The organism is Roseibium sp. (assembly GCF_025698965.1).
In the GTDB taxonomy this organism is placed as follows: domain Bacteria; phylum Pseudomonadota; class Alphaproteobacteria; order Rhizobiales; family Stappiaceae; genus Roseibium.
Window position 1 is genome coordinate 1 of record NZ_JAILWL010000015.1, and the last position, 23,248, is coordinate 23,248.

The following is a 23,248-nucleotide window of genomic DNA, read 5'->3' on the forward strand; positions in this document are numbered from 1 at the left end:
GTGCTTTCTGGGTCTTCAGTTCTTTCGAAATGATGGCGATTCTGGCCGGTTGCCTGACGGGTGCGGCCAAGGTCCGATTGGGAGCCCGGCTTCCTTTTCTGATCGCAACGTCTTTTCTCGCTACAGGATCAATTCTCGCAGGTCTCAGCACATCACTTGAAGGCCTGATTGCCGGTCGCGCGATACAGGGATTTGGCGAAGGTATGATCGTCGCTCTTTGTTATTCGCTGATCCCCGATCTTTTTCCCAGCAACATCGCCCCACGTGTTTTCGCGCTGCTGGCCGGAGTTTGGGCATTGTCTGCAGGGGTCGGACCTGTCTCTGCGGGATTGCTGACAGAACTCTGGTCCTGGCGTGCGGCGTTTCTTGTCAACATTCCGCTGGTCGTTCTGTTGTTCCTGCTGATGAACACCGCCCTTCCTTCGCAATCCCGCCCGGCAAATTCAAACCCAGTGCTTCGAGGAGTTGAAACCAGACATCGCCTGGTTTTGCGCTTTGCACTTTTGATCGTCAGCATTTTGCTGTTGACGATGATCGGCGAGATTCATCAACCACTGCCGCTCGCGGCGACTATCCTGACCGGTCTTGGAGCAGCGGCGGTTTTGATAAAGATCGACCGAAGCAGCATGCAGCGCCTCTTTCCCAAAAATGCGTTCAGGGTTCAAACAGTTATCGGGCTGGGAACCTGGATCGTATTCCTGATATCTGTCGCGGCCGCCGTCCGCGCAGTTTTCATCACGACCTTTGGACAGGTCTATTGGGATCTCAGCGTGACCCAGGCAAGTTACGTCGCCGCCAGTCTGGCCTTTTCCTGGTCATTCTTTGCCTGGATCTCTTCCCGTGCACCCTCCAGACAACGAGAACTGACATATCTCGCTGTCGGTCCCTTTCTGATCGTTGCAGGGATGGTATTGACCTCCGTGGCAATTGCGACCGCATCTTTGCCAACCTATGCCTTCGCGGCCATCGTCGCCGGAGCGGGTCACGGTCTCAGCAACCAGATCCTGCTTCGATCATTGATGTACACCGCCAAGGAACAGGAGCGGGATCTCGTATCAAGCATATTGCCAACGCTTTCCTCCGCCGGCATCGCCATCGGAGGAGGACTGACGGGGCTTGTCGCAGTTTTGACCGGACTGGTTTCACCGGAGGACACCGCCCTGATGACCAGTGAATCGGTCGCGCGCTCTGGTGCCTCGGTCTTTTGTGTGAACGCCGTTCTGGCACTCCTGCCCGCGTGCGCCATGCTTGTCCTGCGGCGACGTCTTGCACGCATGGAAGACGACATACGTCCCACCGAAGCGCTGACGGAACCAGCCTAAGCGACCTTTTCCACCCAGGACCGTTTCCCGAAAAGAAACCTGTCCAGGCTCAAAGGTCCACCACCGGCTCCCGCCAGGAAGAGGAACACAAAGCAGAACAGGATGGCGCTGTCTCCACCATTCAGCATCGGGAAAAACCCTTTCGGTGCAAGAACCAGAAAATAGGCTACAGCCATGGTTCCGGAGGCCAGGAACGCTGCGGGTCTTGTCAGAAGACCAACGGAGATCAGGACACCACAAACAAGCTCGATCATTCCAGCAACACCGTCCAGGCTCATCGCCGGAGTTCCGGAATATTCGCTATGTGGAAAGTTCAGAAACTTGCTGGTACCGGCCTGCAGAAACACAAGCCCTGATATGAATCGCAGCAAGCTGAGTAAATACGGCGTAACCGTGTTGTAAAAGCCCATAGCCCCCTCTCGGCATTCCTCTCAATGAATTACAACGTATACACTACCATTAATTGAAAAACGCAATGCGTGCTGAGTCAATGGTGCACAACCAAACAATTTCATCTCCCTCATCGAGGAGGCAGACAGGCACCAGCCTCCCGCGCTTACAAGAACAGGTAAAGTGTGACGTAGCGGCATTGACGAAAACCGGAGGCCGTCAGAGAATTTCGGGATTGACCTAACGAGCAACGGACAATTTCATGCGATTTCCCGCAGCCCGCCTCACCGATATGCACACGTGCCCCATGTGCATGGGTGTGCCTGCGCCAATTGCCTGGAAATGCGCCTGGACGGTGTGGACTGGAAAAATGCCGCAAGCGCGGGTCACGGACCTGTGCGTCTGTGTCGGCCCTCCCCCACCGATTGGTGGAGATCCCATCGTCACCGGAGCCTGGAATGTGCTGGCGGAAGGCATGCCCGCAGCCCGCATGACCGACCTGACGGGCAAGGGCGGAACAATCGTAACCGGATTTCCTACAGTGTTGATTGGCATGCAGGGGAAAGGCGCAACTCACCAGCAAAGCAATCTCGACAACTTCAGCGCACAGGAGCAGTCGAATTCCTGCGTGATTGCGACCTCACGCAACATGATCCGTTACTACACCGGTGTCGACATACCCGAGGAAGTTCTCCGAGACGAGATGCGCCAGATCATGAACCGTCCGGACCACAATTTCGAGACCCAGCCGATCAACCCGGCTTTCGCTGAACAGCTATTGGAAAATCACGGCGTTCCGGTGACGGTTCGCAACAACCAGACACTGGATGACATAGAAAACCTCACTGCAGGTGGCGATCCGGTTATGGTTGGATTTACAAACCCCGGACACAGGGTTGCCGTTTCCAATGTCGAAACGGATGCAAATGGAAACAGGACGTTTGTTGTGATGGACCCAGCCCCCACCTACAATGGGCAGCCACGTCGAATGAGCGAGAGCGATTTCAACAACCGGTATAACCCGAATGCCATTGTCATTGACCCCGACTGACCATGCGCTCTACCCGATTAATATCTGTCTTCGCGCTTCTATTTGGATTGTCCGCAATGTCTCCTCAAGAACTTCCGCCAGGTCTTATTCTGATACTCAAGAACCACAACATTCACTTTGCCACCGATCTGTTTATTCGTGACTGGACCGATCAGGTTGAAATCTACAAACCGCACAAACTGGTTTGGATTGTCGATCCCAGCACAGCGGAATCCCGCGTATTTGCCAGCCCGACCGGAGACACTTGGTTCTCGCTCAACAAGCCGGCGAATGTCTCGATTCTAAACCGTGACCTGGTTGAACCCGACCTGGGGGCCTCTGAAACGGCCGGCATCCTGTCTCAGCGGCTGACAGCACTATTGTATGATCCGCGTGTCTTGTTGTGTGAGCCGGGTTTTGCAAGCTGGCCGGAAAGTATCCTGAAAACCTATCTGGCTCCCGGCGGCCAATCCCTCGACACACTCCGCTCTGCCTGTCAGACACCACCTGCTCTGCGACATTCTGCAAACAAATGGGCATTGACTGCCCGCCTCATGGATTGGCGCGGTGCCATTCTGGACGTCGAATACACCGGCAGCAGCTCCCCGTTTCAGGTAAACACGATGAACATGACCGAAGCCATGCATCCAGGCTCGTTCAATTTTGCAGATGAGTTCTGATAACAGCCAGCGGACTAGGTCGTGTGGAGGAATTGGTTTCGGGCGCGGCGTGTGTTGCATTTGAGTCGTGAGCAGGAGGGAAGCGAAGCCCGTATTGATATACGGGCGAGCTTTCCGACGCCCTCAAGACTCAAATGCGCCGCGTCCTTTCAGCGATGCACACCATCGCACTCAGTCGCGCGCGTTGCCAGATCATCGCAAGTGCCCAAGCATTCATTGGATGCGTTCTAAAACCCCGTCAGCCCGCGTTCCAGCCACTCTGACTGCGGGATCGGCGCGCCGATCTTGAAAGCGAATTTTTCCACTCTTGTTACACGGCTGTCGACTTCGCACCGGAAAGCAAGATCGAACCAGCGGCCAAGACTGCGGAAGGCTGCTCTCCCAGGCTCGAGAACCCTGCCCGGCTGCGGTCGGAAAGAGGGTAGGAGTTCGGGAGGTGCCGGACTGGCAACTGTCAACTGCGCTCGCAGTTCGGTCATACATAGAAGGTTCAGTCGCTCTCCGGGCGACATGCCCCTCATTGCTGTTTGCGTCCGGGAATCGTCCAGGATATCGCGAGAATAAAACTCCCGTGCCGGCAGCAGATCCGTTCTTCGGGGTGCGGCCTGCTGCCCCTGGTTCGGCGCTCTTGCCGTTACCACCGGCGGCTCAGGCTTGCGTGCCGGAGTTGTGGCGGTTTCGATCCGTCCAACTGTGCCGAAGTCTTGGAGTTCTTCGCCGGTTTCCTCTGCAGACTGTTCCTCCGCATCGGCTTCCGGTTCACTTTCCGCACCTGTCTCAGCAATCAGGGTTTCCGGTTTCAACCGCGGGATCGGATCTCCGCCCGGTCCCGGCACAACACCAAGATCGTCAACCAGTTCAGTTTCATCGCTCAACTCTGGCTCTGGCTCTGGCTCTGGCTCTGGCTCTGGCTCTGGCTCTGGGAGAGTACTCTCCGCAGTTTCTGTGTCTTCGATATTCTCGGCGTCGGTTTCCGTCTCTTGTGGTTCCTCGACTGGTTCCTCCGGCGCGATATCTGTCTCCTGCGGCTCGTCTACAGGCACTTCAGGCACGGCGTTATCCGCCTCCTCTGGCTCCTCCGGATCAGCAGGCACTTCAGTTTCAGCTTCTTCGACAGGGTCTGTCTCTTCAACGTTCTGCCCATCGATATCCTCTTCACCGAATTGTTCGACAGGCTGCAGGATCGGAACGTCTTGCGGCTCATCTTCGGCTTGGGCCAGTTCTTGCGATGAAGGCGGCGTTACAGGCGCTTCCTCAACCTCTTCAGATTCCTCTGGCTCTTCAGCCTGAGCCTGTTCGGTTTCTTCCTGAGGTTCGTCCTGCGCTGGTTCCTCTTGTGGAGGCGGGGGCACAAGTTCCACTTCGATCGGCGTCTGCAACGGCGTCGTCTCGTACCCGGAGATCCGATCAATCAGCAGCAATCCGGCAAGCGCGTGCAGGGCCAACGAAATTGCCAGCCCCCAGACAAAAAACCGCCGATCGTCCGCTTGCGCCTCTTCCATCGGCCTTTCCATATCCGCAATTATGGCCAAAAGAATGCCTCTGGAAAGAAATTTGCGATCAAATTCAGCTTATTAGTCTAGCAACAAAAAACCCGGCACGCTGCCGGGTTTTTCATATCTTCCAATTCTCGCGGTCAAACTGCCCGTTAGCTGTCCAGGAAGGACCGCAGCTTGCGCGACCGGCTCGGGTGCTTCAGCTTTCTGAGTGCTTTCGCCTCGATCTGGCGGATACGCTCGCGGGTCACCGAGAACTGCTGACCAACTTCTTCCAATGTGTGGTCGGTGTTCATGCCGATGCCGAAACGCATTCTCAGGACGCGTTCTTCACGAGGTGTCAGCGACGCCAGCACACGTGTGGTGGTTTCACGAAGGTTCGACTGGATCGCCGCGTCAATCGGCAGAACCGCATTCTTGTCCTCGATGAAGTCACCCAGATGTGAATCTTCCTCGTCGCCAATCGGCGTTTCAAGAGAGATCGGTTCCTTGGCAATCTTCAGAACCTTGCGGACCTTCTCCAGCGGCATCTGCAGCTTTTCAGCCAGCTCTTCCGGCGTCGGTTCGCGTCCGATTTCGTGCAGCATCTGGCGCGAGGTCCGAACGATCTTGTTGATCGTTTCTATCATGTGCACCGGAATACGGATGGTACGAGCCTGGTCGGCAATCGATCGGGTGATCGCCTGCCGGATCCACCATGTCGCGTAGGTGGAAAACTTGTAACCGCGCCGGTATTCGAATTTGTCCACCGCCTTCATCAGGCCGATATTGCCTTCCTGGATGAGATCCAGGAACTGCAAGCCGCGGTTGGTATATTTCTTGGCAATGGAAATCACGAGACGCAGGTTTGCCTCGACCATTTCCTTCTTGGCGATACGCGCTTCACGTTCGCCCTTCTGTACCATCGCGACGATGCGGCGGAATTCCGTGATTTCGAGGCCGGTCTCGGTTGCCAGTGTCTGAATTTCCTGACGCAGCTCGCGAACGGTCTCTTTTTCCTTGGCGATGAAGTTTTTCCAGCCACGGGTGGAAAGGTTCGCCACCTTGCGCAGCCAGTTGGGATCGAGTTCCGCGCCCTGATACTGCTTCAGGAAGTCGGAACGATCGACATTGTAGCTGTCGGCAAGGCGCAGAAGACGGCCTTCATAGCCCATCAGGCGCTTGTTGATGTCATAGAGCTGGGCCACCAGAGCATCGATACGGTTCTGGTTGAGCGACAGGCTCTTCACATCGACGACAATGTCTTCCTTGAGCTTCTTGTAGCGCCGTTCCTGGCTCGGAGACAGCGTCCTGTTGGCCAGCTTGTTTTCCACCAGCTGATCCTGCAGGCGGCGCAGCTTCTTGTAGTTGTCGGCGATGTTGTCGAAAGTTTCCAGAACGCCTGGTTTCAGTTCCGCTTCCATGGCGGACAGTGAAACGTTGGCTTCGAACTCGTCATCGTCCTCTTCGTTCTCACCATCGGTGTTCTCGCCGTCCTCGGAGACACCATCGGAAGCCTTTTCCTCTTCCTTGTCCTCACCAGGCGCAACATCGTCATTGGCAACAGCCGGACCGGCCTTGGCATCCGGGCCGGCATAAGTGGCTTCCAGGTCGATAATGTCGCGCAGCAGGACCTGAGCTTCGTTGAGCTCGTCCCGCCAGATGATGATGGCCTGGAACGTCAGCGGACTTTCACAAAGCCCTGCGATCATCGCCTCGCGGCCAGCCTCGATACGCTTGGCAATTGCGATTTCGCCTTCGCGGGAAAGCAGTTCAACCGACCCCATCTCGCGAAGATACATGCGAACAGGATCGTCCGTGCGATCCGCCGGTTCCTTGGTCGTGCCGGTTTTGGCAACTGCAGTTGGGCCGGTTGTGACCAGCTCGCCTGCGTCGACCTCTTCCGGGCCGTCATCAGCTTCTTCGGAATCGATCACATTGATGCCCATATCGGAGAGCATCGACATCGTGTCTTCGATTTTTTCCGAAGACACCTGCTCGGAGGGCAGAACTTCGTTCAATTCGTCATAGGTGACGTAGCCGCGTTTTTTCGCGGCCTTGATCATCTTTTTGACAGCGGCATCCGACAGGTCCAGCAGCGGACCATCGGGGCCGTCCGCGCTTGTTTCCTGTGCGTCGTCTGCTTGTGTCGCTTTGGCTACCATATCGTGCTCCAGTTCGTGGCCGGTCCGGCCACGCCGCGCCCTTGTTTAGCTTCAACCCAATTCGCCCTCAGCGCGCCAGCATGAGATGCGGCGGCGTCTGAAAGAATCACTGTGGATAGGTTTGTAAGCCGTGTCCCTTAAGTCCCAATTAACCGTACACTTATCGACAGTGACAATATTCAGCATCGACGCAGTACACGGCCTTTATTATTGGCAATCGAATTGACGACTGCCGGAGAGGTATTCTAACGGGTTGCAGCGTTTATCAGACTATTTGCCGCTAGCAGGCTTTTAAGCTGCGACTCTTGAGGGCTGCAAAACTTCTATTTAGCTCGACCTGCGCGATTCGCAAGTGTGATTCGTCATCGGTCAATTGGAAAATGCATTTTTTATCGATTTTCGCCTGCCGTTTAGGGGTAATTGCAGAAAATCCGGCAACTTCCGCCCTGTTGTAAAACCATTTTTTTCAAACGACTGATGTCAGCGATGCTGCCAACAGGCATCCAGATCCTAATGGGCTGCAGCGGCGACCGGCGGTGCGGATCTTATCTTTTTGGCCCTTTCGGCAAGATCTGCTTCATCGCGCGCACATTCCTCTCGCCGTCGCGACAGGTCCTTTGTCAGCGCCTGTATCCTGTTCCAGACGAGCTCATCAAGCTGCTCATCGGGCGTGGCAAGTTCCGAAGAAAGCTCTTCTTCAAGCGCGCTCAACTCCAGAACATCAAGGAAATGCAGGAAGGCCGCTTCGACGAAATCCTCCGGCGGATTGGATTTCAGCAGCGGGAACCGGTGATTAAGAGCAGAAAATTCTGCCTTTTTTTGCTCCTGCAGACCAATCGTCTCCAGCATCATCTCATACATGATGTTGCGCAGAGGTTCGTCGAAGGCGCTTGTCAGGTCCGCAATCGGCGTTGCTTCCAGGTCATCCACAATACGGCAGAGAATGTCCCGAAGTTGCCCATGCAATTCGTTGGCAAACGGCAGCCTGGAAAATCGTTCGAAGTTCCGGTCGAAAAGATGCGGGTAGCGCATGCAAAGTCCTAGAACCAGGCGCTCGGTGCCGAAGTCGGCGCTTGCCGCCACTCTTTCGCGCGCGATGCCGAGCGGTGAGGTCGTCTCCGCACCCTTTTTGCCATCCCGCCTGGTCTGCCGTGCCTGTTCAAAGAAAAGGTTCGACAGCTTGAATTTAAGATCCAGCTGATAACGTCGGCGAACCCGTTCGTCACGGATCGTTCCAATCAGATCATCGAAGCGCTTTTCAAGCGCCGCCTTGCGTTCCGGCGTATCTAGACGCGAGACGGAAATCTCCCGGTCCCAGACAACTTCAAACAGTGCCTGTGCGCGGCCAATCTCATCGTGAAACCCTTGCAGTCCGCGCTCGTTAATCAGGTCGTCCGGGTCCATTCCGTCCGGCAGAAAGCTGAATTGAAACGAGTAACCGCTTTTCAAGACCGGAAAGATCCGGTCAATCGCCCGGTGCGCAGCCGAAACGCCTGCTGCGTCGCCGTCGAAGCAGATGACCGGTTCAGGCGCAATTTTCCAAAGCCGAAGAACCTGGTCTTCCGTAAATGCGGTGCCAAGCGAGGCAACCACATGATGGATGCCGGCCTGCCAAAGGGCGATCGCATCAAGATACCCTTCGACGACAACAGCTTCCCCAGCCTTGAAGGCGGGTTCGCGTGCCCGGTGAGCATTGAACAGCATGATGCCTTTGTGAAAGAGAGGGGTTTCCGGCGAATTCAGGTATTTTGGCTGTCCCTCCGGTGAAAGCGTTCGCCCGCCGAACGCGACAACCCGTCCCCTGTCATCCTGGATCGGGATCATCAACCGGCCGCGAAAGCGGTCATAAGAAGGCCGTCCGTCATCCGGCTTGATGACAAGGCCAGCCTCGATCATGGCAGCTTCCGGAACGTCCCGCGCTGCCAGGAAACTTTTCAATGCATTTCGGCTTTCCGGGGCAAATCCAAAGCGGAATTCTGTGAGTGTTGCGGCAGACAACCCTCGTTTGGACGTGTAGCTGCGTGCGCCCTCACCGCGCGGTCCTGCAAACTCGGCCTGAAAGAACCGTGCCGCCATCTCGCAGATATCTGCCAGCCCCGCGCGCTTCTTCTCGCGCCTGGCGGCCTGCGGATCCGGTGCAGGCATCGCAACACCTGCCTGTTCGGCCAAACGTTCAACGGATTCCGGAAAACTCAAGCCTTCCGTTTCACACAGGAAGGTAAAATGGTCGCCCGAAGCCCCGCAACCGAAACACTTGTAACGATTTCGCCTGTCGTCGACATGGAAGCTCGGACTTTTTTCCTGATGGAAAGGGCAGCACGCCCAATAATCCCCCTTTCCGGGTTGCGTCTTGCGCCTGTCCCAGGTGACGCGACGCCCGACAATCTCCGACAGTGTCAGCCGGGCGCGAATTTCATCAAGAAGGCGCGGTTCAAAACGCATTGAATACGGGCAGTCCCTAGTGAAGTTGAGCGTATTCCTGTCGGTACGGTCCACACCCGGCAGGACAGTCTGTCAAAATAGAAGGTCTGGACACCACACGCCAGTGTTAACACTGAAGCGAAAGGCACCTTGGATGACCTGTTGATAGTTATTTGGATACGGGATTGCCTGCGGCACCATAGTCTAGGGGCAGAAAACCCTCAATTTTGGGCGATATCATCGGCACCGTTCGGGGTATGGTCATTGCCGTCCGCTCGCAGCATGTCCTTTACGAAACAGGATGCCTGCACAAAATCCATCTGTCCCTTGTAGCGACTTTTCAACTCACTCATACAACGGCCAATGTCCCGCAGACCTTGCGCATCGATTTCTTTCACGGTCGCTTCGCAAAGTGCTTTTGTTTCCTCGTCGCTGAGTTGAACGGGAAGAAATTCACGGATGATTTCCTGCTCATTACGTTCCTGCTCTGCCAGATCGAGCTGACCTCCAGCTTCAAATTCATTTGCGGAAGTTTCCCGCTGACTAATCATTTTCTGAAGGATTTCAATCACTTCATTTTCATCAACACCGTCTTTTCCGTGCTCGCGCGCTGCGGTCTCACGATCTTTCACTGCCGTTTGCACCAGGCGCAGGGTCGCGCATCTGCGCTTGTCGCCTTCGTCTTGCGCCAATTTCAAAGCAGTGCTGATTCTTTCGCGCATCTCGTCGCGCATGGTTTACCCCACCCCTGCCGTGCTGAGCCGAGGGCGCATAGACACCCTTTCGCGCTGCTCAGTCAAGCTATTGATTTTTAAAGATCTTTTTTCAGAGGATCAATGTTGACGATCCCAGCCGCTTCCCATAGAGTCTCGCGCTTAATGCAGGCGGCCAACTGCAGGCGTTCAGCCTGCCTAAGACGCCTCTCCTGCAGCGCATGATGTCACCAACAAACTCTGGATACAAGACATGACGACTGCAGACGCATGGTCTGAGACCCCGGCGACCGCCCTGCTTGTGCTATCCGACGGCAGCATTATCGAGGGACAAGGCCTCGGTGCAACGGGACAAGCCGTTGGTGAAATTTGCTTTAATACGGCCATGACCGGATATCAGGAAATTCTGACCGACCCGTCCTATTCCGGTCAGATCATCACGTTCACGTTTCCGCATATCGGCAATGTCGGCGCCAACGACGAAGACATTGAGACCGTCAACATGGCCGCCGACAGCGGCATTCGCGGTGTGGTTCTGGCGGCCAGCATCACGGATCCGGCCAACTACAGGGCCGCGAAGCACCTCGACGCTTGGCTCAAGAGCCGCAACATGATCGGCATCAGCGGCGTGGATACACGCGCACTGACGGCACTTATCCGTGAGAAGGGTGTTCCCAACGGGGTCATCGCCCATTCGCCCGATGGCGAGTTCGATCTGGACAGCCTGAAAACGGCCGCAGCCAACTGGCCGGGCCTGGTTGGAATGGATCTGGCCAAGGACGCCTCGACCACTCAGTCACACCCCTGGACCCAGACCACTTGGCAATGGGACAAGGGTTTTGCAGACGCGACCGGTGGCAAATTCAAGGTCGTCGCCATCGATTTCGGCGTCAAACGCAATATTCTTCGCCTCCTTACCGACGCCGGCTGTGACGTAACAGTGCTACCGGCAACTGCAACTGCGGACGATGTTCTGGCGCATCATCCCGATGGCGTGTTTCTGTCGAACGGCCCCGGAGATCCGGCAGCCACAGGGTCTTACTCGGTGGACATGATCCGGACAGTTGTCGAAAAAGGCGTCCCGACATTCGGTATCTGCCTGGGACATCAGATGCTGGCTCTGGCGCTGGGCGGTAAGACCGTGAAAATGCACCAGGGGCACCATGGCGCAAACCACCCGGTTTTCGACCACACGACCGGCAAGGTTGAAATCACGTCGATGAATCACGGTTTCGCGGTCGACGCCGACAGCCTGCCGGAGAATGTCGAGCAAACCCACGTTTCCCTGTTCGACGGATCCAACTGCGGCCTGGCAATGAAGGACAAACCGGTCTTTTCGGTCCAGTACCATCCGGAAGCTTCGCCGGGACCGCGCGACAGCCATTACCTGTTCAAGCGTTTTACCGATCTGATGGAAAGCCGCGTATCAGCCTGATGCAGCTGCCCGGGTCCCTCGCTCACCGACAGGGGCGTGGGCCCATGATCCGGAAACTTGCGCGATTGCGCACGAAAAACCCGGCGCACAGAATGCGCCGGATTTTTTTACTACTCGTATCAGTTTGACTTAAGCCAGCAGCTCGTCAAACATCGTGAGGATCTGATCAACCTCAGTAATTTGCTCGTCGAGCATCTGTTTTTGCTCAACGAGGATTTCCTGCTGCCCTTTGCAGATTTCCTGAAGTTCTTTGAATTGATCAGTACGATTGGTATTTCCTTCGACCAATTTGATGACGCGGCGGATTTCCGCCAGGGTCAAACCGATCTTTTTCGCCTGCAGGATAACCCGCATGCGAGATACGTCCCGCGCACCGTAAAAACGGCGAGCCCCTTTGCGAACGGGATTGAGAAGACCTTTCTCTTCGTAAAACCGCAAAGTCCTGAGGGTTACGTTGAACCTTTCAGACATTTCCGAAATTGCGAGAGCTCGATCATCCAAAACCACGTCTTGTCCCGGACCGGCGATGTCCGGAATCACGACCATTTTGGTAGCAAGGTTGTTCATAGTTATAAGCCCGATCTTGTCTTTTTTTGTTCCGAGTCCGGCCAGGCATTGCGACACCCCTGATTTCTTGTCCCCACAACAGGTCCTCAGGTCCCACCAGCATCGCGTCTGCACTTCCCTTAGGTTCGATGCAATTGCATTCGACCCTGGAAACCCCCGACGCTAACTTAGTCTTAAGCTAAGCCGCTAGACTATTACACTGGATTGACAGTTGAAATCCACGCAAAAATTGTAATTGTTTGTGACAATCCGCAAAAACATCAGTCCAGGGAACATTAAAACTGTCTTTTTGGCTCACAGCGCATACAACTAGGAATAATAAGACAGGCAAGCGCCCGCAAAGTGCGGTATAAATATTAATTATCGATAATGGCACCGCAATAGATATTTTTTCCTTTAGTTCGAGTGTCCCGAGTAACTAATTTTAACTCAGCGGCACCCAACTGTCGGAAAAATCTTGGATTTTCAAAACTTAACACTGATATTTATTACAGTATACCAGACCCACATAGGTAATATGTATATAAGTACATTTATCCGCCCCTTCCCCAACGTCCGGGAAATGTAGATAGTTTCGAATTAATAATACAATTTATAAGTGTATTTTCACTCAACTGTGCTTTCTGGGTCACGGTACCGAAAAAAATCACAACCAAGGTAAGCAACGCAGCCCGAACCGTCCGGATCTTGAACACCAGGCCTGGTCCATCAGGTGATTCTTGCTTCTCAGTACTGCATAGCCGCTTAAAAAGTAGCACATTGTGCACTTCTTGATTGACAAGTGGCATTTCAGGTTATTTTTGTCAGAAAGTTGGCGTGCGCACAGCCGGCGATGGCAGAACGGATCCAAGATACTCCGGAATAAATGAAATATGGCCGAATCAAAGTCTGATACCCACTCTAAAGGGATGACCCCGCAACAATTCCGTCACTGGCGACGGCAACTCGGTTTGAAGCAGAAAGATGCGGCGGATCGGCTGGGATTGAAAAAGCGAATGATCCAGTATTATGAAAAAGGCAATCGCGACGGCCGACCGGTAGAAATCCCCAAATCCATTCGTTTGGCATGCTATGCGCTGTCGGAAGGAATCGGCGATTTTGACGGCCAAAGCACCACCCCCCTGTCTCTTGAAACCGCTGAAGCGGAATAAACTCTGCATTCCCGGTCAGAAAACGTCGACTTGTCGCTCTACCGGGGTTTCCTAGTGCCGCGCTTTTCCATATAAGACGCGCTCAGCCAACATTGTCATTCACTTTAAGATCGAGCCAGACCGAATAGCGCGCTTCGCTTATCCGGATTGGCCGCTTCGAGCTGCGAGCCGAGATGCCAAAACGCACAGATATCTCTTCCATCCTGATCATTGGTGCCGGTCCGATCGTTATCGGACAGGCCTGTGAATTCGATTATTCCGGCACCCAGGCCTGCAAAGCTCTGCGCGAAGAGGGTTACCGCATCATCCTGGTAAACTCGAATCCGGCAACCATCATGACCGACCCTGATCTGGCGGACGCGACTTATATCGAGCCGATCACACCGGAACTCGTGGCCAAGATCATCGAGAAGGAACGCCCTGACGCACTGCTGCCGACCATGGGTGGCCAGACGGCGCTGAACTGTGCGCTTGATCTGGAACAGATGGGCGTTCTGGAAAAATACGGCGTCGAGATGATCGGCGCACGTGGCGATGTGATTGAAAAGGCAGAGGACCGGGAGAAGTTCCGGGCGGCAATGGACACGATCGGACTGGAAAATCCCCGGGCTTCCATTGCTTCCTCACCGGCCATTCGTGATGACGAGGGCAGAATTAAAGGTTACGATCGCAACGCCGGCTATCTGGAAGCCATGCGCGCACTGGATGAAATCGGCCTGCCCGCGATTATCCGTCCCGCCTTTACACTTGGCGGCACAGGTGGCGGGGTCGCCTACAACCGCGAAGAATTTGAAACAATCGTTCGTTCCGGCATCGACGCATCTCCGGTTGGACAAGTTCTGATCGACGAGAGCCTTCTTGGCTGGAAGGAATATGAAATGGAAGTCGTTCGCGACAAGGCGGACAACTGCATCATTATCTGTTCGATCGAAAATGTGGACCCGATGGGTGTTCACACGGGCGATTCCATCACTGTCGCGCCTGCGCTCACACTGACCGACAAAGAATACCAGATCATGCGCGATGCATCGATTGCGGTTCTGCGGGAAATCGGTGTTGAAACCGGCGGTTCCAACGTTCAGTTTGCGGTCAATCCTGAAAATGGTCGTCTTGTCGTAATTGAAATGAACCCGCGTGTCTCGAGGTCTTCTGCGCTGGCCTCCAAGGCAACGGGTTTCCCGATCGCCAAGATCGCCGCCAAACTGGCGGTCGGCTACACCCTGGACGAGCTGGAGAACGACATCACCGGCGGCGCAACCCCCGCCTCCTTCGAACCGACAATCGATTACGTGGTGACCAAGATCCCGCGTTTCGCCTTCGAGAAATTCCCTGGATCGGAATCCAATCTGACCACCGCCATGAAGTCCGTCGGTGAAGTCATGGCTATCGGCCGGACCTTCAACGAGAGCCTGCAGAAGGCACTGCGAGGTCTGGAAACCGGATTGAACGGTCTTGATGAAACCGACATTCCGGGCCTCGATCAGGGTGATGACAAGAATGCGCTTCGTGCAGCCGTCGCAACGGCGACACCGACCCGCCTTCTCAATGTTGCTCAAGCCATGCGTCTCGGCATGACACTGGAGGAAATCCACAGCGCCAGCGGTATCAACCCCTGGTTCCTGGAACAGATTGCCGACATTCTCGCCATGGAAGCCAAGGTCCGGAACATTGGACTGCCGAAGGATGCGTCCAATCTGCGGAAACTGAAGTCCATGGGCTTTTCCGATACGCGCCTGGCGAGCCTTGCCGGTGTTGAGGCCAGTGACGTCGTCGCATTGCGCGATGCATTGAACGTGCACCCGGTCTTCAAACGTATCGACACATGCGCGGCCGAATTCGCCTCTCCGACCGCCTACATGTATTCAACCTATGAAACGCCTTTCATGGGGACGCCGGCCTGTGAGGCAGATCCTTCAGACAAGAAGAAAGTCGTCATTCTCGGCGGCGGCCCCAACAGGATCGGCCAGGGGATCGAATTCGACTATTGCTGCTGTCACGCAGCCTTCGCGCTGGACGATGCGGGTTACGAGACCATCATGGTCAACTGCAACCCGGAGACGGTGTCGACGGACTATGACACATCCGACAGGCTCTATTTCGAACCCCTGACGGCTGAAGACGTCCTGGAAATCATCCGCAAGGAAAAAGAAAACGGAACCCTGCACGGCGTAATCGTTCAGTTTGGCGGCCAGACGCCGCTGAAACTTGCGCAGGCGCTGGTCAAGGCCGATGTGCCGATCCTGGGCACCTCGCCGGACATGATCGATCTTGCCGAGGACCGGGATCGCTTTCAGAAACTGCTGATCAAGCTCGACTTGAAGCAACCGGAAAACGGAATTGCCTACTCGGTCGAACAGGGGCGCCTGATTGCCGGTCAGCTCGGATTGCCGCTCGTCGTGCGTCCGTCCTACGTGCTTGGCGGTCGTGCAATGCAAATCATTCGGGACGAGGAAGCGCTGAATTCCTATTTGCTTGGCACACTGCCGGAACTCGTTCCGGCCGAGGTCCGTGCAAAATATCCCAACGACAAGACGGGACAGATCAACACTGTTCTCGGCACCAATCCCCTGCTCTTCGACCGATACCTTGAAGGTGCGATCGAAGTGGATGTCGACGCGCTCTGTGACGGCAAGGACGTCTTTGTCTGCGGTATCATGGAGCACATTGAGGAAGCCGGCATCCATTCCGGAGACAGTGCCTGTTCATTGCCTCCGTTTTCGCTCCAGGAAGACCAGATCGAGGAATTGAAGCGTCAGACCACGGCACTTGCCCTCGCACTGGAAGTCGGCGGCCTGATGAATGTGCAATATGCGATCAAGGATGGCGAGATTTATGTCCTTGAGGTGAACCCGCGTGCATCGCGAACCGTCCCCTTTGTTGCCAAGACCATTGGCGTGCCGGTCGCAAAAATCGCCAGCCGGGTCATGGCGGGTGAAAGCCTTGCGTCTTTCGGTCTCACTGAGAAAAATCTGCCTCACATCGCAGTCAAGGAAGCTGTGTTCCCGTTTGCGCGCTTCCCGGGGGTCGATACTATCCTGGGGCCGGAAATGCGATCGACTGGCGAAGTCATGGGTCTGGATACACGTTTCGGCACAGCATTCGCAAAATCCCAGATAGGGGCCGGAACAGGTGTGCCGGAAAAGGGCACGGTGTTTGTTTCCATGCGCGACCAGGACAAGGCCGGCGTGGTTGACGCGGTCCGTAAGCTGGAAGCTGCCGGTTTCAACATTATTGCTACGGCCGGAACGCAAAAGTATCTTGAAGAAAACGGCATCGCGGTAAAGAAAATCAACAAGGTCCTTGAAGGCCGTCCGCATATCGTCGATGCTGTCAAGAACGGTGAGGTTCAGCTCGTCTTCAACACAACCGAAGGTGCGCAGGCCATTTCCGACAGCCGGTCGATGCGCCGGGCAGCCCTGCTGAACAAGGTACCGTATTATACGACCCTTGCCGGCTCGGTGGCTGCAGCCAAAGGCATTGCCGCCCATAAAGCGGGGAGCCTTGAAGTAAGACCTTTACAATCCTACTTCGGCTAAGGCTAATATACACGTTGACCGGCCGGGAAAGCGCGCCTTTCCCGGCTTGGTTTGTTTTTGTAAAAGCGCGGTCCTCAAAGAAGGGGGACCCAATAAGCTGAAGGTCTGAGACCCATGGAAAAAGTTCCGATGACCTCTGCCGGTTACAAAATGCTTCAGGATGAACTGAAGGAGCGTACCACGGTTGAGCGTCCGCGTATCGTAGATGCGATTGCAGAAGCACGTGCGCATGGCGACCTGTCGGAAAACGCCGAATATCACGCCGCCAAGGAAGCCCAGAGCCTGAACGAAGGCCGCATATCGGAACTTGAGGACAAATTGTCCCGCGCGGAAATCATCGACGTCAGCAAGCTGGACGGCGATGTCGTGAAATTCGGTGCAACCGTCGACCTCATCGATGAGGATACGGAAGAAGAAAAACGCTACATGATCGTCGGCGACGTTGAGTCCGACGTGAAGCAGAACAAAGTTTCGATCTCCTCCCCTATCGCACGCGCGCTCATCGGAAAATCCGTTGGCGACAGTGTCGAGGTTGCTGCTCCAGGCGGAGCCCGCTCCTACGAGATTGTTGAAGTCAAGTTCATCTGATCCTCCAAGCTGCTCAAAAGACACGCTTTTCCATTTGACGCCTGCCGGTCTGACGCTAAGGTAGCTACCGGCAAGTGTCGGAGGGCAAGCAATGGTCTTTCATGCAATTGGAATGTGGCTTCTGGCAGCGGCAATTCCGCTTTGGATCTACCGGTGGATTGTCTTTTCCAAATTGGATGATCGGGAACGCCTGGTATTCAATCGTATTATCAAGCGTCGGCACGAAAACGCATTTGCGTTTGCGTTTCGCATGTTTGGATACCTGGTTGCTCTTGCCGCAGCTGTGTTCCTGCTCATTCTCGGCTTGCGCTACTTCAAGTACGGCTCGCTCCAGATAGGTGCCTATCGCGAAACTATTCGCGGGCGCCTTTATTCAGGTTACGAGCCGGTCGACCAGGTCCTGGACACGCTTCACTACGATCAATTGCTGCCGGTGGCGATTCTCACAACATGCGCACTGCTCAGTGTCGCCTTCACCCTTGTCGCAACCGCATTGAGGGATATTTCAACCGTCAGCCGATTGCGCCGGAAACTTGACGGCATGAAAGAGCGGCAGGCAGCCACACAGCATCAATCTGCGGGTTCGGCATAGGCGAACCCTAACCTTCGATCGGAACCACCGGCTCGTCTTTTGTCCTGCGGATTGTCAGCGCGGTCCGCACGCTATCGACATTGGGGGCTGCTGTCAGTTCTCGGATGACGAAATTCTGGAACGTCTGAAGGTCCGGCGACACACACATCAACAGGAAGTCGATTTCACCGGACAGCATGTAGCTTTCCCGTACAAGTGGCCATTTCTCGACCGTTTGCTCGAATGCAATGAGGTCGGCTTCCGTCTGGCTGTGAAGCCCAACCATGGCGAATGCGGTAACGTCGTATCCAAGCTGCTTTTCATCAAGCAACGTCCGGTAACCCTGTATGAGACCAGCTTCCTCAAGTGCCCGTACGCGCCTCAGGCAGGGAGGGGCGGAAATGCCGACCCTGCGGGCCAGCTCCACATTGGTCATCCGGCCGTCGTCTTGCAATTCCTTTAGGATCTGCCAGTCAATGGCATCAAGCCGCGCTTTCAAACCTGTCTCCTTCGAGCTTTGCTAGTGGGTTCATTTGTGGGTAGTTGCCACAGAACCGGTGGTGACACCTTGCAGGGAACGAGAATCCCAAGATAACCTGAGTATGGATGCCGAGTTATGATTTTTTGCGCGTTTGTGCAAGACTATAACAAAATTGCGCACTATTTCGAAAGATTACGATAGGGGAAGCTCTCCTGAAATGCAGAGAAAGCTGGAGACCTCTCCTTCGTCGGCCTGGGTCCTGACAGATGGAAAAGCCGGTGATCTGGCACAGTGTCTTGGCATTGCCGAAGCTTTGGGTTGCCCCTTCGAGTCCCGGCAGATAGCTCCACGCGCGCCATTCTCCTGGTGGTTGCCCTACGGACCGACAGACCCTCGCGAGGGGGAAAATAGACCCGGAAGCCCGATCGCCCCGCCCTACCCCGACATTGCAGTCGCCTCCGGCAGGCGGGCAGTTGCCTATTTAAGGCGGGTCAAGAAACTGTCCGGGGGAAGGACATTCACCGTTTTCCTGAAAGATCCGAGAACCGGCACCAAAGCCGCCGACCTCATTTGGGTGCCCGAACACGACAAGTTGCGTGGCCGAAACGTGTTGGTAACGCCGACATCCCCCCATAGGTACTCTTTGGGGCGCATTGCGGAACTCCGCGCAGATACTGTCCCCGCTATCGACAAGCTGGGGCACCCGCGCATCGCGGTACTGATTGGCGGTGACAGTCGTCATCATACCTTTACCGAAGAGGACCAGCACAGGCTCCTGAATGGACTGCGTCAGCTGGTGCAGGACGCAAATGCACACCTGATGATCACCGCTTCGCGCAGGACGCCTCCCGGCCTTGCCTATGGTCTGGCCGCAATCGCGAAGTCCGGCGACCATCTCTATTGGACCGGAGACACTCCAAATCCATTGGGCCACTATCTCGCAAAAGCAGATGCGATCGTCGCAACAGCCGATTCGACCAACATGATCGGAGAGGCAACCGTGACGGGAAAACCTGTGCATGTGTTCCATCCAAGTGGCGGTCACGGCAAGATCACACGCTTTTTGGGGACTTTGGAACGCCTGGGAGCCATTCACCCCTTTCCAGGTCCGTTGAAAACCACTACCTACGAGCCGATAGACGCAACGCCTGTGATCGCAGAACGCATTTTGTCTGATTATGCGGCGTTTCGGGAAAAAGACTAAGGAACCTCGTCCAGCTAAAACTCGCATCATCGGGGCTGGACCAGGCAGACAGGAAAAAGGTGCGCCCAATGAGCACGGAACACAGCAAGCTCTTGATCGTCGGATCCGGCCCGGCCGGTTACACAGCAGCAATTTATGCAGCGCGTGCCATGATCGAACCGACGCTGGTGGCCGGAATTCAACCGGGTGGCCAGCTGACAATCACGACCGACGTTGAGAACTACCCTGGTTTTGCGGATCCTGTCATGGGTCCGTGGCTGATGGAGCAGATGCAGAAGCAGGCAGAAAACGTCGGCACGAAGTTGGTCTATGACACCATCGTCAAGGCAGACCTGTCGCAGCGTCCCTTCCGCCTTGAGGCAGACAGTGGCGCGGTGTTTACCGCCGACACGCTCGTGATTGCGACTGGTGCGCAGGCCCGCTGGCTCGGTCTTCAGTCCGAACAGGACTATATGGGTGCAGGTGTCTCCGCCTGTGCCACCTGTGACGGTTTCTTCTACCGCAACAAGGAGGTCGTCGTGGTTGGGGGCGGCAACACCGCTGTTGAAGAAGCGCTTTACCTGGCAAACCTGGCCTCAAAGGTAACCCTGGTTCATCGCCGTGACAGCTTGCGAGCTGAAAAGATCTTGCAGGACCGGCTGTTCCGAAATCCGAAAATCGATGTGGTCTGGGACCATCAGGTCGACGAAATTCTGGGTGGCGGCGAGCCCAAAGCCGTAACTGGTGTTCGCTTGAAAAACACCAAGACAGATGAGTTTCAAGAGATTTCCACAGACGGCGTCTTTGTCGCGATTGGCCATGCCCCTTCAGTGGAACTGTTTAAAGACCAGCTCACGCTGAAGTCCAACGGCTATCTGGAAACCGCGCCGGATTCGACCAAAACATCCATTCCAGGCGTATTTGCCGCCGGTGACGTGACAGATGACATTTATCGTCAGGCAGTGACCGCCGCGGGCATGGGCTGCATGGCTGCCCTTGAAGCTGAGAAGTTTCTGGCCGAACATGAAGCAGAATCCACACAGCAAGCGGCTGAATAGAACCGCTTGCATGTCCTGCGGAGGGGGCACGCATGGATTGGGATAAACTACGCATATTTCATGCTGCCGCCCAGGCAGGCAGTTTCACGCACGCAGGCGATACACTCCATATGAGTCAGTCGGCTGTCAGCCGTCAGGTCAGCGCGCTGGAACATGATCTGGGCGTCCCCCTCTTTCACCGCCACGCGCGTGGCCTGCTGCTGACCGAACAAGGTGAATTGCTTTACCGGACCGCCAGCGATGTCTTGATGAAGCTGGAAGCCGTGCAGTCAAGTCTGACGGACAGCAAGGATAAGCCCTCCGGCATATTGCGCGTGACGACCACCGTCGGACTTGGCTCGACCTGGCTCACTTCCCGTATCAAGAATTTCATCGATCTTTATCCGGAAGTTGACCTGCATCTGATTTTCGATGATGACGAACTTGACCTTGGCATGCGGGAAGCGGACGTTGCCATCCGTCTGCGTCAGCCCACACAGCCGGACCTGATCCAGCGCAAGCTGTTCACTGTGCATTTTCATGTCTACGCCGCGCCGGAATACATACAGCGCTTCGGCGCACCAACTTCAATTGAAGACATCGACAATCACCGGATTGTCGCCTTTGGTGAACAGGCTCCCGCCTATCTGCGTGACATGAACTGGCTTGAAACAACCGGGCGAGCATCCGCCGATCCACGCCGTTCGGTCCTGAAGGTCAACAATCTGGTCGCGATCAAGCGTGCTGTTCAGTCCGGTGTCGGCATCGCGATGCTGCCGGACTACATCATCGACAAGGCCACAAATCTTGTGCCGGTTCTGACTGAACAGGAAGACAAGGTCCCCTCCTTCGACACCTATTTCGTCTATCCGTCAGAATTGAAAAACACCGCGCGTGTGAAAGCATTCCGTGAGTTCCTGCTGACCAACGCAGAGAACTGGGTCTATTGATCTGTAATATTCGTGTTTCAAGACGTCTGATCAGGCGGCAAGAATTGAGATACAGGAGAATTTCCGATCACCTCGCCTTGGTTCCGCAATCAGTCAAATCGGCACTTGCGAAGTGCCAATTTCCAGGCAAATCACGATCAAGAATTGCACAACAATCAAATTATTTTCCCTGCAGGCAACTCAATCGACCCGGTTTTTCAATTAATTTTCACGTCCGATTTCCAAAATTTTCTAATTATTGCAAGAACGTGAATATATATAACTATATGTTTTCAAATGACTAATTCAAAAATATTTCGTTTAAATAGCCAGCTCTGCGGAATTTGCATAGCAGGTCTGCGCCACTGCCTCTTGTTTATGCAGCTTGTGCACTGCATATAAGCATCACTGTTGGTCACACGGATGTCACGTCCTCCTCCCAGTGATATCCAGACCAGCTGTTCCCCTCTGGAAGGTGATTCCACTGTTTTCAGTGAATCAATTCAAACTGCCGGGTCTTGAGACCCGGCATTTTTTTTGCCAAACCTCCTGAGGGTCGGCATCGCGTCACATAAACAGAAGTTCACCGGTCAAATTCTTGTAGAGGCCGGCAACCTGTTCTTCATACCCATTGTAAAGAAGCGTATCTCGACGTTCGTCCGTGCCGAGAAGTTTCTCGGAAGCCTGCGGCCAGCGCCTGTGCGGCACAGACGGATTCACGTTGGCCCAGAAACCGTACTCCTTGGGCTGAATCTCTTCCCAGAAACTGACCGGGCGTTGATCCGTAAAGGAGATCCTGACGACGGACTTGATCGACTTGAAACCATATTTCCACGGGGTCACCAGACGGATCGGGGCGCCAAACTGTTTGGCAAGCGGCTTGCCATAGACACCGGTGGCCATGAAGGCAAGATCGTTTGTGGCTTCCTCAAGTGTCAGGCCTTCGACATAGGGCCAGGGATACCAGCTCTGTTTTTGCCCGCTTGCAACGGACGGGTCCAGGAACGTTTCGAAGCGCAGGTATTTTGCGCCTGTCTGTGGACCGGCCAGTTTCACCAGCTCGGCAAGCGGAAAACCGGACCAGGGCACAGCCATCGACCAGGCTTCGACACACCGGTGTCTGTAGAGACGTTCTTCAAGAGGCATTTTGCTGAGTAGCGTATCGATATCGACGATCTGCGGATTATCGATCAAACCATCAAGCGTTACCGTCCAGGGGCGGATTTCCAGTTTCTGGGCAGCGGGCCAGATCTGTTTGTGAGAGCCGAACTCGTAGAAATTGTTGTATTTGGAGGCGACTTCTTCCGAGGTCAGATCTCGGTCGAGCTTGAAGCCCGTGTTTCGTGCTACCGGGTAGAGGCCCGCGCTCGGATCCTCTTCTGCAAAGGCCGGACGAATGCCCAGCCCCGTCCCCAGCAGCGCGCCACTGCCAACCAGACCCGCCAAAATCTGACGGCGGTTCAAAAACACGCTTTCCGGAGTGGCTTCGCGTTCCGGGAGATCCCAGCTGCGCTTCTTGATTATGTTCATTCACAAAACTCCCGTTTGCCGAAGAGAGAACCGGAATCGGTCTT

The 23,248-nt window shown here is 55.1% G+C and carries 19 protein-coding genes; 11 read left to right on the forward strand and 8 right to left on the reverse strand.

Going from position 1 to position 23,248, the window contains the following annotated elements; translation table 11 throughout:
* Positions 1-1,322: MFS transporter (locus K5905_RS02420; protein ID WP_297579936.1), on the forward strand; the 1,322-nt coding region annotated here is incomplete at its 5' end.
* On the opposite strand, the gene K5905_RS02425 is transcribed toward K5905_RS02420, so the two are convergent.
* The gene (locus K5905_RS02425) at positions 1,319-1,732 is read right to left on the reverse strand and encodes a DoxX family protein (protein WP_297579939.1); all 414 of its coding nucleotides are present in this window, start codon (positions 1,730-1,732) and stop codon (positions 1,319-1,321) included. The two genes, K5905_RS02420 and K5905_RS02425, sit on opposite strands and share 4 nt — an antisense overlap.
* Before the next feature lie 242 nt (positions 1,733-1,974).
* Here K5905_RS02425 and K5905_RS02430 point away from each other — a divergent pair, with 242 nt between their 5' ends.
* Together K5905_RS02430 and K5905_RS02435 are read left to right on the forward strand one after the other, a co-directional pair.
* Positions 1,975-2,763, forward strand: coding sequence for a PAAR domain-containing protein (locus K5905_RS02430; RefSeq protein WP_297579942.1), 789 nt, complete (start codon positions 1,975-1,977; stop codon positions 2,761-2,763).
* A 56-nt stretch (positions 2,764-2,819) separates the two neighbouring features.
* On the forward strand, positions 2,820-3,422 hold the full coding sequence (locus K5905_RS02435) for a hypothetical protein (protein ID WP_297579944.1): 603 nt from the start codon (positions 2,820-2,822) through the stop codon (positions 3,420-3,422).
* Between the two features lie 227 nt (positions 3,423-3,649).
* Here K5905_RS02435 and K5905_RS02440 read toward each other — a convergent pair whose 3' ends face one another.
* The 4 genes from K5905_RS02440 to K5905_RS02455 form a co-directional block, all read right to left on the reverse strand.
* A complete protein-coding gene (locus tag K5905_RS02440; RefSeq protein ID WP_297579947.1) occupies positions 3,650-4,924 on the reverse strand; it encodes a DUF930 domain-containing protein in 1,275 nt (424 codons plus the stop codon).
* 146 nt (positions 4,925-5,070) lie between these two features.
* Positions 5,071-7,062 carry an RNA polymerase sigma factor RpoD gene (rpoD, locus tag K5905_RS02445; RefSeq protein WP_297579950.1) on the reverse strand — a complete coding sequence of 664 codons (1,992 nt, stop codon included), beginning with the start codon at positions 7,060-7,062 and terminating at the stop codon, positions 5,071-5,073.
* Positions 7,063-7,572: 510 nt separating this feature from the next.
* A complete protein-coding gene (gene dnaG / locus K5905_RS02450; protein ID WP_297579953.1) occupies positions 7,573-9,504 on the reverse strand; it encodes a DNA primase in 1,932 nt (643 codons plus the stop codon).
* A gap of 200 nt (positions 9,505-9,704) precedes the next feature.
* Positions 9,705-10,205, reverse strand: a complete 501-nt coding sequence (locus tag K5905_RS02455) for a GatB/YqeY domain-containing protein (protein WP_297579995.1) — start codon at positions 10,203-10,205, stop codon at positions 9,705-9,707.
* Positions 10,206-10,449: 244 nt separating this feature from the next.
* Here K5905_RS02455 and carA point away from each other — a divergent pair, with 244 nt between their 5' ends.
* A complete protein-coding gene (gene carA, locus K5905_RS02460; RefSeq protein WP_297579955.1) occupies positions 10,450-11,631 on the forward strand; it encodes a glutamine-hydrolyzing carbamoyl-phosphate synthase small subunit in 1,182 nt (393 codons plus the stop codon).
* A gap of 129 nt (positions 11,632-11,760) precedes the next feature.
* Here the strand turns inward: carA and K5905_RS02465 are convergent, their stop codons facing one another.
* Positions 11,761-12,198, reverse strand: a complete 438-nt coding sequence (locus K5905_RS02465; RefSeq protein WP_297579959.1) for a MerR family transcriptional regulator — start codon at positions 12,196-12,198, stop codon at positions 11,761-11,763.
* 872 nt (positions 12,199-13,070) lie between these two features.
* On the opposite strand from K5905_RS02465, the gene K5905_RS02470 reads away from it, so the two are divergent.
* From K5905_RS02470 to K5905_RS02485, 4 genes are all read left to right on the forward strand, one after another.
* Positions 13,071-13,349, forward strand: a complete 279-nt coding sequence (locus K5905_RS02470; protein WP_297579962.1) for a helix-turn-helix transcriptional regulator — start codon at positions 13,071-13,073, stop codon at positions 13,347-13,349.
* A 173-nt stretch (positions 13,350-13,522) separates the two neighbouring features.
* Positions 13,523-16,885 carry a carbamoyl-phosphate synthase large subunit gene (gene carB / locus K5905_RS02475; RefSeq protein WP_297579963.1) on the forward strand — a complete coding sequence of 1,121 codons (3,363 nt, stop codon included), beginning with the start codon at positions 13,523-13,525 and terminating at the stop codon, positions 16,883-16,885.
* A gap of 114 nt (positions 16,886-16,999) precedes the next feature.
* On the forward strand, positions 17,000-17,473 hold the full coding sequence (greA, locus tag K5905_RS02480) for a transcription elongation factor GreA (protein WP_297579965.1): 474 nt from the start codon (positions 17,000-17,002) through the stop codon (positions 17,471-17,473).
* A gap of 91 nt (positions 17,474-17,564) precedes the next feature.
* Positions 17,565-18,065, forward strand: a complete 501-nt coding sequence (locus K5905_RS02485) for a hypothetical protein (protein ID WP_297579967.1) — start codon at positions 17,565-17,567, stop codon at positions 18,063-18,065.
* A gap of 7 nt (positions 18,066-18,072) precedes the next feature.
* Here K5905_RS02485 and K5905_RS02490 read toward each other — a convergent pair whose 3' ends face one another.
* Positions 18,073-18,543: an Lrp/AsnC family transcriptional regulator gene (locus K5905_RS02490; protein ID WP_297579968.1), complete on the reverse strand. Its 471-nt coding sequence runs from the start codon at positions 18,541-18,543 to the stop codon at positions 18,073-18,075.
* Positions 18,544-18,742: 199 nt separating this feature from the next.
* Between K5905_RS02490 and K5905_RS02495 the strand changes: the two genes are divergently transcribed.
* The 3 genes from K5905_RS02495 (at position 18,743) to K5905_RS02505 (ending at position 21,695) form a co-directional block, all read left to right on the forward strand.
* Positions 18,743-19,729, forward strand: coding sequence for a mitochondrial fission ELM1 family protein (locus tag K5905_RS02495; RefSeq protein ID WP_297579970.1), 987 nt, complete (start codon positions 18,743-18,745; stop codon positions 19,727-19,729).
* 68 nt (positions 19,730-19,797) lie between these two features.
* A complete protein-coding gene (gene trxB, locus K5905_RS02500; protein ID WP_297579972.1) occupies positions 19,798-20,766 on the forward strand; it encodes a thioredoxin-disulfide reductase in 969 nt (322 codons plus the stop codon).
* A gap of 32 nt (positions 20,767-20,798) precedes the next feature.
* Positions 20,799-21,695: a LysR family transcriptional regulator gene (locus tag K5905_RS02505; RefSeq protein WP_297579974.1), complete on the forward strand. Its 897-nt coding sequence runs from the start codon at positions 20,799-20,801 to the stop codon at positions 21,693-21,695.
* A 546-nt stretch (positions 21,696-22,241) separates the two neighbouring features.
* On the opposite strand, the gene msrP is transcribed toward K5905_RS02505, so the two are convergent.
* Positions 22,242-23,204 (reverse strand): protein-methionine-sulfoxide reductase catalytic subunit MsrP, encoded by a 963-nt coding sequence (gene msrP / locus K5905_RS02510; protein WP_297579976.1) that lies wholly within the window; start codon positions 23,202-23,204, stop codon positions 22,242-22,244.
* Positions 23,205-23,248: the final 44 nt, after the last annotated feature.

Excerpts from the sequence above, each read along its gene's own strand:
- K5905_RS02425 (WP_297579939.1), bottom strand. The coding sequence starts at position 1,732 with ATGGGCTTTTACAACACGGTTACGCCGTATTTACTCAGCTTGCTGCGA.
- K5905_RS02430 (WP_297579942.1), top strand. The coding sequence starts at position 1,975 with ATGCGATTTCCCGCAGCCCGCCTCACCGATATGCACACGTGCCCCATG.
- K5905_RS02435 (WP_297579944.1), top strand. The coding sequence starts at position 2,820 with ATGTCTCCTCAAGAACTTCCGCCAGGTCTTATTCTGATACTCAAGAAC.
- K5905_RS02440 (WP_297579947.1), bottom strand. The coding sequence starts at position 4,924 with ATGGAAGAGGCGCAAGCGGACGATCGGCGGTTTTTTGTCTGGGGGCTG.
- rpoD (WP_297579950.1), bottom strand. The coding sequence starts at position 7,062 with ATGGTAGCCAAAGCGACACAAGCAGACGACGCACAGGAAACAAGCGCG.
- dnaG (WP_297579953.1), bottom strand. The coding sequence starts at position 9,504 with ATGCGTTTTGAACCGCGCCTTCTTGATGAAATTCGCGCCCGGCTGACA.
- K5905_RS02455 (WP_297579995.1), bottom strand. The coding sequence starts at position 10,205 with ATGCGCGAAAGAATCAGCACTGCTTTGAAATTGGCGCAAGACGAAGGC.
- carA (WP_297579955.1), top strand. The coding sequence starts at position 10,450 with ATGACGACTGCAGACGCATGGTCTGAGACCCCGGCGACCGCCCTGCTT.
- K5905_RS02465 (WP_297579959.1), bottom strand. The coding sequence starts at position 12,198 with ATGAACAACCTTGCTACCAAAATGGTCGTGATTCCGGACATCGCCGGT.
- K5905_RS02470 (WP_297579962.1), top strand. The coding sequence starts at position 13,071 with ATGGCCGAATCAAAGTCTGATACCCACTCTAAAGGGATGACCCCGCAA.
- carB (WP_297579963.1), top strand. The coding sequence starts at position 13,523 with ATGCCAAAACGCACAGATATCTCTTCCATCCTGATCATTGGTGCCGGT.
- greA (WP_297579965.1), top strand. The coding sequence starts at position 17,000 with ATGGAAAAAGTTCCGATGACCTCTGCCGGTTACAAAATGCTTCAGGAT.
- K5905_RS02485 (WP_297579967.1), top strand. The coding sequence starts at position 17,565 with ATGGTCTTTCATGCAATTGGAATGTGGCTTCTGGCAGCGGCAATTCCG.
- K5905_RS02495 (WP_297579970.1), top strand. The coding sequence starts at position 18,743 with ATGCAGAGAAAGCTGGAGACCTCTCCTTCGTCGGCCTGGGTCCTGACA.
- trxB (WP_297579972.1), top strand. The coding sequence starts at position 19,798 with ATGAGCACGGAACACAGCAAGCTCTTGATCGTCGGATCCGGCCCGGCC.
- K5905_RS02505 (WP_297579974.1), top strand. The coding sequence starts at position 20,799 with ATGGATTGGGATAAACTACGCATATTTCATGCTGCCGCCCAGGCAGGC.
- msrP (WP_297579976.1), bottom strand. The coding sequence starts at position 23,204 with ATGAACATAATCAAGAAGCGCAGCTGGGATCTCCCGGAACGCGAAGCC.